14 protein-coding genes are annotated in these 18,079 nt (G+C 71.2%); 3 read left to right on the top strand and 11 right to left on the bottom strand.

Annotation, left to right across the window (positions count from 1 at the left end; translation table 11 throughout):
• The first annotated feature begins 5 nt into the window (after positions 1–5).
• The 3 genes from zwf to pgl all read left to right on the top strand — a co-directional run bounded on the left by zwf (position 6) and on the right by pgl (position 3,495).
• Positions 6–1,532 (top strand): glucose-6-phosphate dehydrogenase, encoded by a 1,527-nt coding sequence (zwf, locus tag ACZ6S8_RS07570; protein WP_371591348.1) that lies wholly within the window; start codon positions 6–8, stop codon positions 1,530–1,532.
• A complete protein-coding gene (gene opcA, locus ACZ6S8_RS07565) occupies positions 1,529–2,575 on the top strand; it encodes a glucose-6-phosphate dehydrogenase assembly protein OpcA (protein WP_469453367.1) in 1,047 nt (348 codons plus the stop codon). Before zwf ends, opcA begins: the two co-directional genes overlap by 4 nt.
• Before the next feature lie 137 nt (positions 2,576–2,712).
• The gene (pgl, locus tag ACZ6S8_RS07560; protein WP_469453365.1) at positions 2,713–3,495 is read left to right on the top strand and encodes a 6-phosphogluconolactonase; all 783 of its coding nucleotides are present in this window, start codon (positions 2,713–2,715) and stop codon (positions 3,493–3,495) included.
• A gap of 84 nt (positions 3,496–3,579) precedes the next feature.
• On the opposite strand, the gene pgi is transcribed toward pgl, so the two are convergent.
• The 11 genes from pgi to uvrC form a co-directional block, all read right to left on the bottom strand.
• Entirely contained in the window at positions 3,580–5,235 is a 1,656-nt protein-coding gene (pgi, locus tag ACZ6S8_RS07555) for a glucose-6-phosphate isomerase (RefSeq protein WP_469453363.1), read from the bottom strand.
• 175 nt (positions 5,236–5,410) lie between these two features.
• Positions 5,411–5,746, bottom strand: a complete 336-nt coding sequence (locus ACZ6S8_RS07550; protein ID WP_007263454.1) for an RNA polymerase-binding protein RbpA — start codon at positions 5,744–5,746, stop codon at positions 5,411–5,413.
• Positions 5,747–5,927: 181 nt separating this feature from the next.
• Complete coding sequence (secG, locus tag ACZ6S8_RS07545; protein WP_267722499.1) at positions 5,928–6,161, bottom strand: preprotein translocase subunit SecG; 234 nt, start codon at positions 6,159–6,161, stop codon at positions 5,928–5,930.
• A 144-nt stretch (positions 6,162–6,305) separates the two neighbouring features.
• Positions 6,306–7,097 carry a triose-phosphate isomerase gene (gene tpiA / locus ACZ6S8_RS07540; protein ID WP_469453361.1) on the bottom strand — a complete coding sequence of 264 codons (792 nt, stop codon included), beginning with the start codon at positions 7,095–7,097 and terminating at the stop codon, positions 6,306–6,308.
• 6 nt (positions 7,098–7,103) lie between these two features.
• Positions 7,104–8,315 carry a phosphoglycerate kinase gene (locus ACZ6S8_RS07535; protein ID WP_469453360.1) on the bottom strand — a complete coding sequence of 404 codons (1,212 nt, stop codon included), beginning with the start codon at positions 8,313–8,315 and terminating at the stop codon, positions 7,104–7,106.
• A gap of 142 nt (positions 8,316–8,457) precedes the next feature.
• The gene (gene gap / locus ACZ6S8_RS07530) at positions 8,458–9,462 is read right to left on the bottom strand and encodes a type I glyceraldehyde-3-phosphate dehydrogenase (protein WP_351275161.1); all 1,005 of its coding nucleotides are present in this window, start codon (positions 9,460–9,462) and stop codon (positions 8,458–8,460) included.
• A 233-nt stretch (positions 9,463–9,695) separates the two neighbouring features.
• Entirely contained in the window at positions 9,696–12,656 is a 2,961-nt protein-coding gene (locus ACZ6S8_RS07525) for a M14 family metallopeptidase (protein WP_469453359.1), read from the bottom strand.
• Between the two features lie 154 nt (positions 12,657–12,810).
• Positions 12,811–13,806, bottom strand: a complete 996-nt coding sequence (gene whiA / locus ACZ6S8_RS07520) for a DNA-binding protein WhiA (RefSeq protein WP_267722317.1) — start codon at positions 13,804–13,806, stop codon at positions 12,811–12,813.
• The gene (locus ACZ6S8_RS07515) at positions 13,797–14,852 is read right to left on the bottom strand and encodes a gluconeogenesis factor YvcK family protein (protein WP_469453356.1); all 1,056 of its coding nucleotides are present in this window, start codon (positions 14,850–14,852) and stop codon (positions 13,797–13,799) included. The genes whiA and ACZ6S8_RS07515 overlap by 10 nt, the downstream gene beginning before the upstream one ends.
• On the bottom strand, positions 14,849–15,796 hold the full coding sequence (rapZ, locus tag ACZ6S8_RS07510; RefSeq protein WP_469453355.1) for an RNase adapter RapZ: 948 nt from the start codon (positions 15,794–15,796) through the stop codon (positions 14,849–14,851). Before rapZ ends, ACZ6S8_RS07515 begins: the two co-directional genes overlap by 4 nt.
• Positions 15,793–17,814, bottom strand: a complete 2,022-nt coding sequence (gene uvrC, locus ACZ6S8_RS07505; RefSeq protein ID WP_469453353.1) for an excinuclease ABC subunit UvrC — start codon at positions 17,812–17,814, stop codon at positions 15,793–15,795. The genes rapZ and uvrC overlap by 4 nt, the downstream gene beginning before the upstream one ends.
• Between the last annotated feature and the right edge of the window lie 265 nt (positions 17,815–18,079).

The raw sequence follows: 18,079 nt of genomic DNA, 5'->3' as shown, positions 1-18,079 counted from the left end.
ACACTTTGTCTGTGAACGGAGCGAACCCGCTTCGTGACGCACAGGACCGGCGGCTCCCGCGCATCGCGGGGCCGTCCGGCCTGGTCATTTTCGGCGTTACGGGTGACCTGTCGCGCAAGAAGCTGATGCCTGCCGTCTACGACCTCGCCAACCGCGGCCTGCTCCCGCCGGGCTTCTCGCTGATCGGGTTCGCCCGTCGCGAGTGGCAGGACGAGGACTTCGCCCAGGAGGTCCACGACGCCGTCAAGGAGCACTCCCGGACGCCCTTCCGCGAGGAGGTCTGGCAGCAGCTGGTGCAGGGCTGCCGGTTCGTCCAGGGCGACTTCGACGACGACGCCGCCTTCGAGACGCTGAAGGCCACGATCGAGGAGCTCGACAAGGCCCAGGGAACGGGCGGGAACTTCGCCTTCTACCTGTCGGTCCCGCCGAAGTTCTTCCCCAAGGTGGTCCAGCAGCTCAAGGACCACGGTCTGGCGCAGAAGGAGGGTTCGTGGCGGCGCGCCGTCATCGAGAAGCCCTTCGGCCACGACCTGAAGAGCGCGGAAGAGCTGAACAAGGTCGTCCACGAGGTCTTCCCGCGTGACGAGGTCTTCCGGATCGACCACTACCTCGGCAAGGAGACCGTCCAGAACATCCTGGCGCTCCGCTTCGCCAACACCATGTTCGAGCCGATCTGGAACCGGTCGTACGTCGACCACGTGCAGATCACCATGGCCGAGGACATCGGGATCGGCGGCCGTGCCGGGTACTACGACGGCATCGGCGCCGCCCGTGACGTCATCCAGAACCACCTGCTGCAGCTGCTCGCGCTCACGGCGATGGAGGAGCCCGGCTCCTTCCACCCCAAGGCGCTGGTGGCGGAGAAGCTCAAGGTGCTGACCGCCGTGGAGCTGCCCGAGGACCTGGGCAAGCACACCGTGCGCGGCCAGTACTCGGCGGCGTGGCAGGGCGGCGAGAAGGTCGTCGGGTACCTCGAAGAGGACGGCATCGACCCCAAGTCGAAGACCGACACCTACGCGGCCATCCGTCTGGAGATCAACAACCGCCGCTGGGCGGGCGTCCCCTTCTACCTGCGGACGGGCAAGCGCCTGGGCCGCCGGGTGACCGAGATCGCGGTGGTCTTCAAGCGGGCCCCGTACCTCCCGTTCGAGTCGGGCGCGACCGAGGAGCTGGGGCAGAACGCCCTGGTCATCCGGGTCCAGCCGGACGAGGGCGTGACGGTGCGCTTCGGCTCCAAGGTTCCGGGCACCTCCATGGAGGTCCGGGACGTCACGATGGACTTCGCCTACGGCGAGTCCTTCACGGAGTCGAGCCCCGAGGCGTACGAGCGGCTCATCCTCGACGTGCTCCTCGGCGACGCCAACCTCTTCCCGCGCCACCAGGAGGTCGAGCTCTCCTGGAACATCCTCGACCCGATCGAGCAGTACTGGGACAAGCACGGCAAGCCCGCGCAGTACCCGGCGGGCACCTGGGGACCGGTCGAGGCGGACGAGATGCTCGCACGAGACGGACGGAGCTGGCGCCGGCCATGAAGATCGACCTCACGGAGACCAACTCCAGCAAGATCAACGCCGCGATGGTGCAGGCACGCCGGGACATCGGCACGCCGGCCATCGGCATGGTCCTCACGCTGGTGATCGTGACCGACGAGGAGAACGCGTACGACGCGCTCAAGTCGGCGAACGACGCCTCCCACGAGCACCCCTCGCGGATCATCGTCGTCATCAAGCGGGTCAGCCGCTCGCCGCGCAGCCGTCGCGACGCCCGCCTCGACGCGGAGATCCGCGTCGGAGCGGACGCCGGGTCCGGCGAGACGGTGGTGCTGCGCCTGCACGGCGAACTGGTCGACCACGCCCAGTCGGTGGTCCTCCCCCTGCTGCTGCCGGACGCCCCCGTGGTCGTCTGGTGGCCGGAGGGCGCTCCGTCGGACCTGGCGGGCGACCCGCTCGGTTCGCTGGGGCAGCGCCGGATCACGGACACGTACTCATGCGAGAACCCGGTCGGGGCACTGGCCGGCCGGGCCTCCGCCTACGCCCCCGGGGACACGGACCTGTCCTGGACCCGGATCACCCCGTGGCGCTCCATGCTGGCGGCCGCGCTGGACCAGCAGACCCTGTCGGTCGACACCGTGGTCGTCGAGGGCGAGGGCGACAACCCGAGCTGCGAGCTGCTGGCCATGTGGCTGGCGGACCGGCTGGGCGTCCCCGTCAAGCGCACGCAGTCGTCCGGGCCGGGCCTGACGGCCGTCCACCTGGAGACCAAGGACGGCGACATCGTCCTGGACCGGGCGGACGGGGCCCTGGCCACGCTCTCCATGCCGGGGCAGCCCGACCGTGCGGTGGCGCTCAAGCGCCGCGACACGGCCGAGCTGCTGGCGGAGGAGCTGCGCCGGCTGGACCCGGACAACACGTACGAGGCCTCGCTGAAGTTCGGCGTGGCCAAGCTGCAGGCCGCCCAGTCGGCCGAGGCCGCGGCCGCGGCGAAGCCGGCCGAGACCAAGGCCGCTCCGGCCAAGGCGGCCCCGGCCAAGGCCGCTCCGGCGCAGAAGCCGGCGAAGAAGCCCGCGGCGAAGTAGCGAGGACGCCGGAGGGGCCGGGTCATCCGGCCCCTCCGGCGTTCGAGCCGCGGGGTCCGGGGCGGAGTCCGCGCGACGGCACCCGCACCCGCACCAGGCACACCCCCGAACTACCGACAAGGCGGCAGCACATGGGTATGACGACTCCCCAGGTCGTCGTCCACCGGGACAAGGAGCTGATGGCCCGGGCCACGGCGGCCCGGCTCATCACCAGGATCGTGGACGCGCAGGCGGCCCGCGGCAGCGCGTCGATCGTGCTCACCGGCGGCCGCAACGGCAACGGTCTGCTCGCGGCGCTGGCCGCCGCCCCGGCCCGGGACGCGGTCGACTGGCACCGGCTCGACCTGTGGTGGGGCGACGAGCGGTACGTCCCCGCCGACGACCCCGAGCGCAACCACGCGCAGGCCCGCGAGGCCCTCCTGGACTCCGTTCCGCTGGACCCCGCCCGCGTGCACGTCATGCCCGCCTCCGACGGCCCGTACGGGGCCGACGTGGACGCGGCGGCGGCCTCGTACGCGGCCGAGCTGGCGGCGGCCGCCGGCCCGGAGGACCACGGACCGGTCCCCCGCTTCGACGTGCTGATGCTGGGGGTGGGCCCGGACACCCACGTGGCGTCCCTCTTCCCCGAGCACCCGGCCTCCCGCGAGACCGAGCGCACGGTGGTGGGCGTCCACGGCGCACCGAAGCCGCCGCCCACGCGGATCTCCCTGACCCTCCCGGCGATCCGGGCGGCCCGCGAGGTCTGGCTGCTGGCGGCGGGCGAGGACAAGGCCGGAGCGGTCTCCATCGCCCTCGGCGGCGCGGGCGGCGTCCAGGCCCCGGCGGCTGAGGCCCACGGCCGCTCCCGCACCCTGTGGCTGCTGGACCGGGCCGCGGCGGCCAAGCTCCCCTCCGGGATGTACCCGCCGGCCTCGGCCTGAGCCGCAGCCGGCGACGGAGCACGTACGGCGCAGCGCCCCGCACCTCGAAGGTGCGGGGCGCTGCGCCGTGTCCGGCGGGCTCGCTCAGCCGCGGTCGCGCAGCTCCCGGTATCCGGCGACCAGGGCCCTGGTCGAGGAGTCCATGCCCGGAACGTCCGCGCCCTCGGTCAGCGCCGGCTCGATCCGCTTGGCGAGGACCTTGCCGAGCTCCACGCCCCACTGGTCGAAGGAGTCGATGTTCCAGACGGCGCCCTGGACGAACACCTTGTGCTCGTACAGCGCGATCAGCTGGCCCAGCACCGCCGGGGTCAGTTCGGCGGACAGGATCGTGGTCGTCGGGTGGTTGCCCCGGAAGGTCTTGTGCGGGACCAGGGACTCCGGGACGCCCTCCTCTCGCACCTCCTGCGCCGTCTTGCCGAAGGCGAGCGCCTGCGTCTGCGCGAAGAAGTTCGCCATCAGCAGGTCGTGCTGGGCGGCGAACGCCGGCTCCAGGTCGGCCACGGGCCGCGCGAAACCGATGAAGTCCGCGGGGATCACCCGCGTGCCCTGGTGGATGAGCTGGTAGTAGGCGTGCTGCCCGTTGGTGCCGGGCGTGCCCCACACGACCGGGCCGGTCTGCCACTCCACGGGATTGCCGTCCCGGTCCACGGACTTGCCGTTGGACTCCATGTCCAGCTGCTGCAAGTACGCGGTGAACCGCGAGAGGTAGTGGCTGTAGGGCAGCACGGCGTGCGACTGGGCGTCGAAGAAGCCGATGTACCAGACGCCCAACAGGCCCAGCAGCAGCGGCGCGTTCTCCTCGGGCGGCGCCGTGCGGAAGTGCGTGTCCATGGCGGAGAAGCCGCCGAGCATCTCGCGGAAGGCGTCCGGGCCGATCGCGATCATCAGGGAGAGCCCGATGGCCGAGTCGAAGGAGTAGCGTCCGCCGACCCAGTCCCAGAACTCGAACATGTTGGCCGTGTCGATGCCGAACGCGGAGACCTTCTCCTCGTTCGTCGACAGCGCCACGAAGTGCCGCGCCACGGCCTCGTCGCCGGCTCCCAGCCCCGTGAGCAGCCAGTTCCGCGCCGAGGTGGCGTTGGTGATGGTCTCGATCGTGGTGAAGGTCTTCGACGCGATGATGAACAGCGTCTCGGCCGGGTCCAGGTCCCGCACCGCCTCGTGGAGGTCGGCGCCGTCCACGTTGGAGACGAAGCGCAGGGTCAGCGCCCGGTCGGTGAAGGCGCGCAGCGCCTCGTACGCCATCGCCGGACCGAGGTCGGAGCCGCCGATGCCGATGTTGACGACGTTCTTGATCCGCTTGCCGGTGGAGCCGGTCCACTCCCCCGACCTGATCCGGTCGGCGAAGGCGGCCATCTTGTCGAGGACGGCGTGCACGCCGGGGACGACGTTCTCGCCGTCCACCTCGACCACGGCGCCCTCCGGGGCGCGCAGGGCGGTGTGCAGGACCGCCCGGTCCTCGGTCGTGTTGATCTTGTCGCCGCGGAACATCGCCTCGCGCAGTTCCGCCACGCCCGTCGCCGCCGCGAGCTCGCGCAGCAGCGCGAGCGTCTCGTCCGTGACGAGGTGCTTCGAGTAGTCGATGCGCAGGTCACCGGCGCGCAGGGTGTAGCCGGAGCCGCGGCCCGGGTTCTCCTCGAACAGCTCTCGCAGATGCTTCTGCCCGAGCTCCTCCCGGTGCTTGCCGAGTGCCAGCCACTCCGGCGTCCGGGTGAGCTTCGTACGGCTGTCTGCATTCATCCTGGCCATCAACCCATTTCTCGCGTCCTGTCGTGCCCCGCCGATCTCCAACCTAAAGGATGTGGAGCGGCAATGCCGGACAGGCGCCTTCGGCGCGGGCGGACGCGAAGAGGCCCGGTGCGGCGGGAGTCTCTCCTGCCGTACCGGGCCTCTGCGCGCGCTTCTGACGGGCCGTTCAGATCTCGCCGCGGAGTTTGGCGAGCGCTTCGGCGAGGATCGCCTCGCCGTCGGCGTCCGTGCGCCGCTCCCGTACGTACGCCAGGTGCGTCTTGTACGGTTCGGTGCGCGGCGGCGCCGGCGGGTTGTCCCGGTCCTGGCCGGCCGGGAACCCGCAGCGCGGGCAGTCCCAGGTGTCCGGCACCTGCGCGTCGCTGGCGAAGCTCGGCTGGGTCTCGTGCCCGTTCGAGCACCAGAAGGAGATGCGCAGGCGGGGCGCGGACTCGCCGCGCTCGGCCTCACCCATCGGCCCCGCTCCGACCCGGCTACCACGGATCGCGTTGCCACTTGCCACGGTCGTAACTCCCTGCGTAATGGTGCCGCGGAGCGTGAAAGGGAATTCCGCCGCGGGCGCCCAAGTCTACGTAAGGCCCAACGCACGTCCAGGGACCGGAGTTACTCATTCCAGGCGATGGACGCCGGACTTCATAGTAGGCCGGACGGCACCGACGGGACTGGCGGAATGGCCAGAACGGTCAGCTGGCGCTCGACTTCATGAGAAGTCCCAGCGCCATGATGCACGCGAACCACAGCAGACCGACGACCACGGTGATGCGGTCGAGGTTGCGCTCCGCGACGGAGGAACCGCCGACCGACGACTGCATGCCGCCGCCGAACATGTCGGAAAGGCCGCCGCCCTTGCCCTTGTGCATCAGCACGAGGAGCATCAGCAGGGCGCTGAAGACGATCAGGGCGATCGAGAACCCCATAATCACGGCTGATTCCTACTTTCTGGCTTTTCTGGCTTTCCGGGCTCCGCTGAGACGTGCGCGGGGGCCAGCGGCTGTTTGGTTCAGCCTCTGGCCCCCGCAAGGGTACGACGGATCCGCCCTACCGCATACTCACCGCAGTCGCTACGCGTCGCCGAAGCGGACGATCCCGACGAACTCGTCCACGTCCAGCGCGGCGCCGCCGATCAGGGCGCCGTCGACGTCGGGCTGGGCCATGATCGCGGCGATGTTGCCGGACTTGACCGAGCCGCCGTACTGGATGCGGACCTTGTCGGCCAGCTCCTGCGAGTACAGCTCCGCGAGGCGGCCGCGGATGGCCCCGCAGACCTCCTGGGCGTCCTCGGGGGTGGCGACCTCGCCGGTCCCGATCGCCCAGACGGGCTCGTACGCGATCACGATGGACTCGGCCTGCTCGGCCGGGAGGTCCGCCAGGCCGCCGTCGAGCTGGGCCAGCGTGTACGGGACCTGCTGTCCGGCCTTGCGGACGTCCAGGCCCTCGCCGACGCACAGGATCGGGGTCAGCCCGTGGCGGTAGGCGGCCTTGACCTTGGCGTTGCAGGTCGCGTCGTCCTCGCCGTGGTACTGGCGGCGCTCGCTGTGGCCGACGGCCACGTACGTGCACTTCAGCTTCGACAGCATCGAGCCGGAGATCTCGCCGGTGTAGGCGCCGGAGTCGTGCGCCGAGAGGTCCTGGGCGCCGTACTTGATCTTCAGCTTGTCGCCGTCGACCAGGGTCTGCACCGACCGGAGGTCGATGAAGGGCGGGAGGACGACGACCTCGACGGCGTCGAAGTCCTTGTCGGCGAGCGCGAAGGCGAGCTTCTGGACGTGGGCGATGGCCTCGAGGTGGTTGAGGTTCATCTTCCAGTTGCCCGCCATCAGCGGGGTGCGGCCGGCGGAAACGGGTGCAGTCATGCGGTGTCAGCCCTCCAGGGCGGCGAGGCCGGGGAGCGTCTTGCCCTCGAGGTATTCGAGGGAGGCGCCGCCACCGGTGGAAATGTGGCCGAAAGCATTCTCGTCGAAGCCGAGCGTGCGCACGGCCGCGGCCGAGTCTCCGCCGCCGACGACGGTGAAGGCGCTGCTGTCGACGAGGGCCTGCGCGACGGCCTTGGTGCCGTTGGCGTAGTCGGGGTGCTCGAAGACGCCCACCGGGCCGTTCCAGAAGACGGTCTCGGCATCGGCGATCTTCGACGCGTACAGCTCGCGCGTCCGGGGGCCGATGTCCAGGCCCTCCTTGTCGGCGGGGATCTTGTCCGCGTCCACGGTCTCGAAGTCCGCCGGGGTCTTCCCCTTGAGGTCGGGGAATTCCGTGGAGACGAGCACGTCGACCGGGAGCACGAGCTCGACGCCCGTGGCCTTGGCGCGCTCCATGTACTCGGTGACCTTCTCCAGCTGGTCCTTCTGGAGCAGGGAGATGCCGACCTCGTGGCCCAGGGCCTTGAGGAAGGTGTAGGCCATGCCGCCGCCGATGAGGATGCGGTCGGCCTTGCCGAGCAGCTCGTCGATGACGGCGAGCTTGTCGGAGACCTTGGCGCCGCCGAGGACGACGACGTACGGGCGCTTGACGTCGTCGGTCAGCTTCTTCAGGACGCCGACCTCGGTGGCGATGAGGTAGCCGGCCGCGTGCGGGAGGCGCGCGGGGAGGTCGAAGACCGAGGCGTGCTTGCGGTGGACGGCGCCGAAGCCGTCGCCGACGTAGACGTCGGCGAGCTCCGCGAGCCGGTCCGCGAAGGCGCCGCGCTCGGCGTCGTCCTTCGCGGTCTCACCGGCGTTGAAGCGCAGGTTCTCGATGACGGCGACCTGGCCGTCGGCGAGGGCCGCGACGGTCTCCTTGGCGGAGTCGCCGACGGTGTCGGTGGCGAACGCGACGTCCGCGCCGAGCAGTTCGCCCAGGCGCTTGGCGGCCGGGGCGAGCGAGAAGGCCGGGTCCGGGGCGCCCTTGGGGCGGCCCAGGTGCGAGGCCACGATGACGCGGGCGCCGGAGGCGGCGAGCTTCGCGATCGTGGGCTGGACGGCGCGGATGCGGCCGTCGTCGGTGATGGTGCCCTCGGCCAGCGGGACGTTCAGGTCCGCGCGGACGAAGACCCGCTTGCCCTTGACGCCTTCGGCGAGCAGTTCGTCGATCGTCTTCATGTGTTTCTACTCCTTTGGAGCCCTTCACCCTAAGGGCGAGGAAGGGAGAACGAGGCAAGCAACAGGGCCCGTGCGGCGCTTCGTCGCGCTGCCCGGACCCTGTGCTCACATCGTGGTGCCTTGCCTTGGAACCGGGGCGACCTTAGAGCTGGCCACCGACGTAGACCGTAAGGTCCACGAGACGGTTGGAGTAGCCCCACTCGTTGTCGTACCAGCCGATGACCTTGACGCTCTTGCCCTGGACCATGGTCAGGGAGGAGTCGAAGGTGCAGGACGCCGGCCAGTTCACGATGTCGGAGGAGACGATCGCGTCCTCGGTGTAGTCGAGGATGCCCTTGAGCTGGCCCTCGGCCGCCTTCTGGAACGCCGCGTTCACCTCGTCCCGGGTGACCTCGCGCTCCAGCTCGATGACGAGGTCGGTCACGGAACCGGTCGGGACCGGAACGCGCATCGCGATGCCGTCGAGCTTGCCGGCGAGCTCCGGGATCACCAGGGCGGTGGCCTTGGCGGCACCGGTGGTGGTGGGGATGATGTTCTCGGCGGCGGCGCGGGCGCGGCGCAGGTCCGAGTGCGGGAAGTCCAGGATGCGCTGGTCGTTCGTGTACGCGTGGACCGTCGTCATCATGCCCTTGACGATGCCGAAGTTCTCCAGGAGGACCTTGGCCATCGGCGCCACGCAGTTGGTGGTGCAGGAGGCGTTGGAGATGACGTGGTGGTTGGCCGCGTCGTACTTGTCCTGGTTGACGCCCATCACGATCGTGATGTCCTCGTCCTTGGCCGGAGCCGAGATGAGGACCTTCTTCGCGCCTGCGGCGATGTGCTTCGCGGCGTCGGCCTTCTTGGTGAAGATGCCGGTCGACTCGATGACGATGTCGGCGCCCAGCTCACCCCAGGGGAGGTTCGCGGGGTCGCGCTCGGCGAAGGTCTTGAAGGTGTTGCCACCGACCGTGATGGTGTCTGCGGTGTGGGAGACCTCGGCCTTGAGGCGGCCCAGGATGGTGTCGTACTTGAGCAGGTGCACCAGGGTGGCGTTGTCCGTCAGGTCGTTGACACCGACGATCTCGATGTCCGCTCCCTGCTCCAGGAGCGCACGGAAGTAGTTGCGGCCAATTCGGCCAAAACCGTTGATGCCTACGCGGATCGTCACGAACCGATCTCCTCGTTGGTGCGCCGGTAAAGTCCGCCGGCGAGCTGTATGGGATGTCCCCGACCGCTTACGACCCTACCTCTCCGTGAGCTTTTGAGTGACATCGGCGTGGGCCTGACACTCCCCCTCCTCCCGGGGGATGCCCCGCGGGGGCCCCGTACCAGCCGTTCCGGCACGAGGCCCCCGGGACCTTGGACCCGTCACTCAGAGTGAGGGTGGGACGGGGTTGCCTGTCAGTGCTTCAGTGTGCGTAGCGCCTTACCGACGAGTACGGCGCGGTCCGCCGCGGCCGGCAGGTGTTCCAGGCCGAAGCCGAGGAGAACCGTGTCACGCGTAGTCACCGCCGCGTAGGACTTGTACAGCTCTCCGGACCGGGACCAATCGCCCGGAACGTCGGGGCTTCCGGCGGGCGCTCCCTGGGCCGCCCAGACGCCGAGCGAGGTCTCGAAGCCCTCGACGGCGCGGTCCGCGCCGCCGACGGACAGGCGCGCCTCGTCCGCGAAGACGCCGCGGCCGCCCGAGCCCGGGTCGGTGATGTAGGAGAGCGAGAGCTCGACGCTCTTGCCCGCGTACGCGCTCAGGTCGAAGGAGACCTGCTTCCAGCCGCCGGAGGACCCGGTGAAGCTGTTCCAGGCTCCGCTGGTGCCCTGCGGGGTGCAGCCCCCGGCGTCCAGCGTGAGGTAGCGGCGCAGGAACGGGTGGCCGTTCACGAAGAACCCGGCCGCGCACTCCTCCGGCACGGTGGAGCTGCTCAGGCCGCCCGCGTCCGGCAGGGTCGTCCAGTCGTCCCCGCCGGAGGTGCGGGCCTCCAGGGCCGCGTGGTCGTAGCCCTCCTCGGTGTTCCAGTTCAGGGCGAGCTTGAGCTGCGGCTTGTCCGCGGCGGAGACTCCGGTGAGGTCGATCGTGCGGACCAGCCGCTTCCAGTCGTCGTCCGTGTGCAGGGCCGAGGCCATCCCGGTGCCCGCGTAGGGGGCGTACGGGTTGACGACCCCGGCGAACTGGCCGGCCTGCGCGCTCTTGAACTGCGGGAACTGCGCCGGCGCCAGGGTTTCGGAGGTCACGGTGTAGGAGCCGGGGGCGTTCAGCGGGTTGCCCGCGGCGTCGCCGAGGTTTCCGCGGGCTCCGGCGAGGGAGGCCGCGCCGGTGAAGCCGGTGGCGCCGGAGGTGCTCGTACGGCCGTAGGCGCCGAGCCAGTACTGGCTGAAGTCGTTGGTCACGGCCCGCCCGACCTGGGCGTTGCCGCCGGCCAGCTCACCGGCCTCGATCAGCTTGCCGCCCTCGTTGAGGAAGTCGCGGACCGCCAGCTGGGTGTCTCCTCCGGGGGTCTTGGCCCCGGTGTAGTGGACGGCCGTGCGGAAGTGGGAGAGCGCCCCGAGGTGGTGCGGCGCCCCCTGGGTGGCGACGTCCCAGACCGCGGCGGACCTGCCGTTGGCGCGCAGGGCGTCCACGTAGGTCTGCGCGTGCTGGGCCTTGGCGCCCTCCTCGGCGATCACCAGCACGTCCGCGCGCGGCCGCTCGGCCACCGTGTACGTGAAGTGCTCGCTGGAGACCTGCCGGCCGGTGCGGTCGCGTCCGGTGAACCAGACCTCGACCTTGTCGCCCGGCCTGGCGCCGTCGACCTCGGCGCGGTACTCGTCGAACCAGATGTTGTCCTCGCCGCCGTAGACGTCGCCGCCCTTCCAGGCCTTGAGGTCCTCGTCGTGCGTGCGGCCGCCGTTGACGCGGTACTTGAGCTCCTTGTCGCGCAGCGACTTGCGGGCCGTGACGGCGACCCGCTGGTCCTCGCCGCGGGCGGCGTAGGAGGTGGTGAACGGGTCGAGGGTGAAGTCCGCGGCGCTCAGGCCCACGGTGGAGGCGGGCCGGTCCGGGTGGGCCGCGCTCTCGCCGACCGAGAGGGCGAAGGGCACGTTCTTGGCGAACTCCGCCTGGATGAGCTTCTCGTCGTCCGGGAAGTTGAAGCCGGAGGCGCAGTCCTCGGGCTTCCACCGGTCGTTCGGGTCGATCGCGGAGGCCGTCTGGCAGGTGGTCATCTCCGGCGTGAACATCATGATGCCGTTGGTGTTGGAGGCGTGTCCGTCGGCCTCGCCGTTGGTCGTGTAGAGCTCCGAGGAGACCTGCGGGTAGTAGCCGGGGACGGCCGGGTTCTCCGGCGTCCCGGCGAGCGTCTTGTAGGCGACGTCGTCGGGGGTGGGGGTGGCGACCTGCCAGCCGACGCCGTAGAGCAGCAGTTCGGCGGCCGAGTGGTAGTTGATGGCGTACTCGAAGCCGATGCGCTTCTGGAAGCGGTCGACGGCGACGGTCTCCGGCTCGGAGGAGGCCTTGGGCCCGCGGTAGGTCTCGCTCGCCTGGTTCGGCGAGGAGCCCTCGTTGTCGTAGCCCCACTTGTAGGCGAAGTTCCGGTTCAGGTCGACCCCGTCGCCCGCGGTGATCCTGCCGTCGCCGTTGTTGTCGCGCAGGTTCTTGCGCCACAGCCGTTCGCCGTCCGCGGCGAAGGTGTAGTCGTACCCGTCGGGGTTGGCCGAGAGCAGGAACCACAGCTCGCTGGAGTCGACCAGCCCGGTGACGCGCGGGTCCTTGCCGTAGTTGTCCAGCGTGTGGTGCATCAGCCGGCGGGTCATCTCCGGGGTGATCCACTCGCGGGCGTGCTGGTTGGACATGTAGAGCACGGCCGGCTTGTCGCCGTCCCGGGTCTTCCTGGCGTTCTTGCCGACCTTCAGGGCGAGGATGTCCTTGCCCTGGACGGTCTTGCCGATGGAGACGACCTTGGTGAGCGCGGGGTTCTCCGCGGCGGTCCGCAGGATCTCCTCCTGGAGGCCGCCCTTGCCGCTGTACGGCCGGAACACGCCGTCCCCGGCCGCCTCGGTGCGGGCCAGTCCCGCGGCGGGGACCTTGCGCTCGGCGAGCCGGATCCCCTGCGCGGCGAGCTCCTTCGCCTGGCCGCCCGTGAGGAAGAGCTCGACCTTGGCGGTCCCGGTCTCCGGGGCGCGCTCGGTCAGCTCGTGGGCGTCCTGGCCGGCGGCCAGGACGAGCGGTACCTGCTCACGGGTGATGTCGGCGTCGTAGACCCGCACCTCGTCGGCGCCGGACGGGGCGCCGGTCGCGGCCCGGTCCTGGGCTGCCGCGGGTAGCGCGGCCAGTGTGCTTGCGAAGACGAGTGCGCTTGCGGCGAGGATCGATCTCGCGCGGTGCCTCATGTGCCCCCCTGGGCGTCGTCTGCCACGAAAGCGTTCGGACGACAGGCTCACGACCAGCCCATGCACATGTCAATGGGGCCTGCCGAAAGGGGCCCCCACGATCACTCGTGCGGGCCCCTCGCGGTGTGCGTACGGCAACGGCGGCGGCGGCCGCTCAGCCGGCCATGTTGTCGGCCATCTCCTCGCTGAGGTCCAGGTTCGACTCGGTGCCCGGGATACCCAGGTCCTGGGCCCGCTTGTCGGCCATGGCCAGCAGCCGGCGGATCCGGCCCGCGACCGCGTCCTTGGTCAGCGGCGGGTCGGCGAGCGCGCCCAGCTCCTCCAGGGAGGCCTGCTTGTGCTCCATGCGCAGCCGGCCGGCCGCGGCGAGGTGCTCGGGGACCTCCTCGGCGAGGATCTCCAGCGCCCGCTGCACGCGGGCTCCGGCGGCCACCGCGGCGCGCGCCGAGCGGCGCAGGTTGGCGTCGTCGAAGTTGGCGAGGCGGTTGGCGGTGGCGCGCACCTCGCGCCGCATCCGGCGCTCCTCCCAGGCCAGCACCGACTCGTGCGCGCCGAGCCGGGTGAGCAGGGCCCCGATCGCGTCGCCGTCGCGGACCACGACCCGGTCCACGCCCCGCACCTCGCGCGCCTTGGCGGCGATGGAGAGCCTGCGGGCGGCGCCCACCAGGGCCAGAGCGGCCTCCGGGCCGGGGCAGGTGACCTCCAGGGAGGAGGACCGGCCCGGCTCGGTGAGCGAGCCGTGGGCCAGGAAGGCGCCGCGCCAGGCCGCCTCCGCGTCACAGGTGGCCCCGGAGACCACCTGGGGCGGAAGACCCCGGATGGGGCGTCCCCGGCCGTCCACGAGGCCCGTCTGGCGCGCCAGCTGGTCACCGCCGGCGACGACCCGGACCACGTACCGGCTGCCGCGGCGCAGGCCGCCGGGGGCCATGACGACCAGGTCCGAGGAATGGCCGAAGATCTCCAGGATGTCCTTGCGCAGTCTTCGCGCGGCGATGCCCGTGTCGAGCTCCGCCTCGATGACGATGCGGCCGCTGACCAGGTGCAACCCGCCCGCGAACCGGAGAATCGCCGAGACCTCGGCCTTCCTGCAGCAGGTCCGGGTCACGGGCAGACGAGAGATCTCGTCCTTCACCGCGGGCGTCATCGCCATGGGCCGATCCTTCCATGCATCCGAAAAATACGGTCGTACGCGGCGGCCAGCAGCTCCGGATCGTGCTTCGGAGAGCCGTCCTGCCTGGCCACGGGAGCCAGCTCGACCGCGGCGCCGAAGCGTTTCGCGGCATCGGCGAGGGACTCGCGGTCGGGTACGGCGGCCTCGTCGGCCAGCACCACGTCCAGGGCGAGTTTAGGGGCGTGTCGGGCCAAAACCTCCAAATGACGCTGCGGAGAGAAGCCCTCTGTTTCACCGGGCTGCGGCGCGAGGTTCAGCGACAGGACCCTTCGGGCCTTCGTCTCGACCAGCGCGTCGAGCAGTTCCGGCACCAGCAGGTGCGGGATCACGGAGGAGAACCAGGAGCCGGGCCCGAGCACCACCCAGTCGGCGTCCAGCACCGCGGCCACCGCTTCCGGTACGGCCGGCGGGTCGCTCGGCACCACCTGGACGGAGAGCACCTCGCCGGGGGTCAGGGCCACCGTGGCCTGCCCCCGTACGGTGTCGACGTCCTCGGGGCGGTCCGGGTCGTGACCCTTGACCAAGGCCTGGAGCTCCAGCGGTACCGCCGACATGGGCAGCACCCGGCCCTGCGCCCCCAGGAGCCGGCCGACCAGGTCGAGGGCCTGGACGGGGTCGCCGAGCTGCTCCCACAGGGCGACGATCAGCAGGTTGCCGACCGCGTGCCCGTGCAGGTCGCCCTCGGACTGGAACCGGTGCTGGATGACGCGGGCCCAGGTCTGGCCCCAGTCGTCGTCGCCGCACAGCGCGGCCAAGGCCTTGCGCAGGTCGCCGGGCGGCAGCACGCCGAGCTCCTCCCGGAGCCGGCCGCTGGAGCCGCCGTCGTCGGCGACGGTGACCACGGCGGTGAGGTCACCGGTGATGCGGCGCAGGGCGGCGAGCGAGGCCGACAGGCCCTGGCCGCCGCCGAGCGCGACCACCTTGGGAGCGGCGCCGCGCCGGCGGCCGGAACGGCCCGCGCCGTCCTCGCCCCGTCCCGGGGTGAGGCGGCGCAGGCGGCTCAGCCGGGGGGTCCGTGGGGTCACTCGCGCCCCATGTCCCGGTGGACTACGACGGTCTCGACTCCCTCGGAGGCGAGGCGGGCGGCGAGCTTCTCGGACATGGCCACGCTGCGGTGCTTGCCGCCCGTGCACCCGACCGCGATGGTCACGTACCGCTTGCCCTCGCGGCGGTAGCCGGTGGCGATGAGCTGGAGCAGCTCGGTGTAGCGGTCGAGGAACTCCTTGGCGCCGGGCTGGCTGAAGACGTACCCCGACACCTCCTCGTTGAGCCCGGTGAAGGGGCGCAGCTCCGGGACCCAGTGCGGGTTGGGGATGAAGCGGCAGTCGACGACGAGGTCGGCGTCGACGGGGAGGCCGTACTTGTAGCCGAAGGACATGACGGTCGCCCGCAGCTCGGGCTCCTCGTCCCCGGCGAACTGGGCGTCCATCTTGGCGCGCAGCTCGTGCACGTTCAGGCTGGAGGTGTCGATCACCAGGTCGGCGTCGCCGCGCAGCTCGCGCAGCAGGTCGCGCTCGGCGGCGATGCCGTCGGTGATGCGGCCGTCGCCCTGGAGCGGGTGCGGGCGGCGGACCGACTCGAAGCGGCGGACCAGCGCGTCGTCGGACGACTCCAGGAAGACGATGCGCCGGGTGACGCCCTTGCTGTCGAGGTCCGCGAGGGACTCGCGCAGGGCGTCGAAGAACTGGCGGCCGCGGACGTCGACGACGACGGCGATGCGCGCCACGTTCCCCTGGGAGCGGGCGCCGAGCTCCACCATGGTGGGGATCAGCGCCGGCGGGAGGTTGTCGACGACGAACCAGCCCAGGTCCTCCAGACACTTGGCCGCCGTACTGCGGCCGGCCCCGGACATGCCGGAGATGATCACCAGCTCGGGGATGGCCGCCTCGGCGGCATCTCCGGGCTCCACTGTCGTGCCCGTGCTCACCTGTGCTCCGTCTCGGTCGTGCGTGGTCTCGTGCTCGGTCATTGCTCGGTCCCCCGTTCGGACGATGCTCCCGCGGGCGCGGGTGTCTCATCCTCAATGATCTCTCCTGTGGCCGTGTTGACCGCAGGGCCGGCGGGCACCGCTCCGGCGAGGGCCGCGGCCACGGTCTCGGCCGTCTTGCGGCCTATGCCCGGGACCTCGCAGATCTGGTCGATTGTCGCCTGTCTCAGCTTTTTCACCGAACCGAAGTGTTTGACCAGGGCCTGCTTGCGGCTCTCGCCGAGGCCGGGCACCTCGTCCAGCGGTCCGGACGTGAAGCGCTTGCCGCGCTTGTTGCGCTGGTACTGGATGGCGAAGCGGTGGGCCTCGTCGCGGATGCGCTGGAGCAGGTACAGGCCCTCGCTGGTGCGCGGCAGCACGACGGGGTCGTCCTCACCCGGCAGCCAGACCTCCTCCAGCCGCTTGGCCAGGCCGCACACGGCGACGTCGTCGATGCCGAGCTCCTCCAGGGCCCGCTTGGCGGCGGCCACCTGCGGTTGGCCGCCGTCGACCACGACGAGCTGGGGCGGGTAGGCGAAGCGCTTGGGCCGCCCGTCGTCCTCCACCCCGGCCGCCGCGCCCGCGTCGTCGGCGTCCTCGGGGGACCACTCGCCGGTCTTCAGCTTCTCCTGGAGGTAGCGGCGGAAGCGGCGGGAGACCACCTCGTGCATGGAGCGGACGTCGTCCTGCCCCTCGAACGTCTTGATCTGGAAGCGGCGGTACTCGCTCTTGCGGGCCAGGCCGTCCTCGAAGACGACCATGGAGGCCACCACGTCGTCGCCCTGCAGGTGGGAGATGTCGTAGCACTCGATGCGCAGCGGCGCGCCGTCCAGGTCCAGGGCCTCGGCGATCTCCTCCAGGGCCCGGGATCGGGTGGTGAGGTCGCTGGCGCGCTTGGTCTTGTGGAGGGCGAGGGACTGCTGGGCGTTGCGGTGGACGGTCTCCATCAGGGCCTTCTTGTCGCCGCGCTGCGGGATGCGCAGGCTGACGTTCGAGCCGCGGCGCTCGGCGAGCCACTGGCTCAGGGCCGGCGTGTCCTCGGGAAGGGCCGGGACCAGCACCTCCTTGGGCACGGCCTCGCCCTTCTCCTCCCCGTACAGCTGCTGGAGGGCGTGCTCGACGAGTCCGGCGGTGTCGACGGCCTCGACCTTGTCGGTGACCCAGCCGCGCTGGCCGCGGACCCGGCCCCCGCGTACGTGGAAGATCTGCACGGCGGCTTCGAGCTCGTCCTCGGCGACGGCGACGAGGTCGGCGTCGGTGGCGTCGGCGAGCACGACGGCGTTCTTCTCCATGGCGCGGCGCAGCGCGCCCATGTCGTCGCGCAGCCGGGCGGCCTTCTCGTACTCCATGTCCTCGGCGGCCTCGTGCATCTGCCGTTCGAGGCGGGAGAGGTAGGTGCCGGTGCGGCCGGCCATGAAGTCGCAGAAGTCGTCGGCCAGTTCGCGGTGCTCCTCGGGGGTGACCCGGCCGACGCAGGGCGCGGAGCACTTGCCGATGTAGCCGAGGAGGCAGGGGCGGCCGATCTGCGCGGAGCGCTTGAAGACGCCGGCGGAGCAGGTGCGGACGGGGAAGACCCGCAGCATCAGGTCGACGGTCTCGCGGATGGCCCAGGCGTGGCCGTACGGTCCGAAGTAGCGCACGCCCTTCTTCTTGGGGCCGCGCATGACCTGGACCCGCGGGTACTCCTCGTTGAGGGTGACGGCGAGGGAGGGGTAGCTCTTGTCGTCGCGGTACTTGACGTTGAACCGGGGGTCGTACTCCTTGATCCAGGAGTACTCCAGCTGGAGCGCCTCGACCTCGGTGGAGACGACGGTCCACTCGACGGAGGCGGCCGTGGTCACCATGGTGGCGGTGCGGGGGTGCAGGTTGGCGACGTCCTGGAAGTAGCTGCCGAGCCGCTGGCGCAGGTTCTTGGCCTTCCCGACGTAGATCACCCGGCGGTGCTCGTCGCGGAATCGGTAGACCCCCGGGGAGTCGGGGATCTGTCCCGGCTTGGGGCGGTAGCTGGAAGGGTCGGCCATGCCGCCCACCCTACTTGCGCCCGCCGACAACGGACCGTACGCCCGGGCCCCCGGCGGGGGCCGCAGGTGTTCGGGGCGCGCGGGCGCGGGGTCCGGGCCCGGGCCCTGGCGCGACGGGACACGGCTCAGGCACGGCTCAGGCGGGACACGGCGGGGGGGGGGGGCCCCCCCGGGGGGGCCGCCCCCCCCCGGGGGGCCCCCCCGCGGGGGGGGGGCCCCCCGGGGGCGGCCCGGGCCCGGGCCCCCCCCCCCCCCCCCCCCCGCC

The sequence above is a fragment of the Streptomyces sp. NPDC048461 genome, from assembly GCF_055587105.1.
The sequence above is the reverse complement of the archived record's forward strand: the minus strand, read 5'-3'. Positions and strand labels throughout refer to the sequence as shown.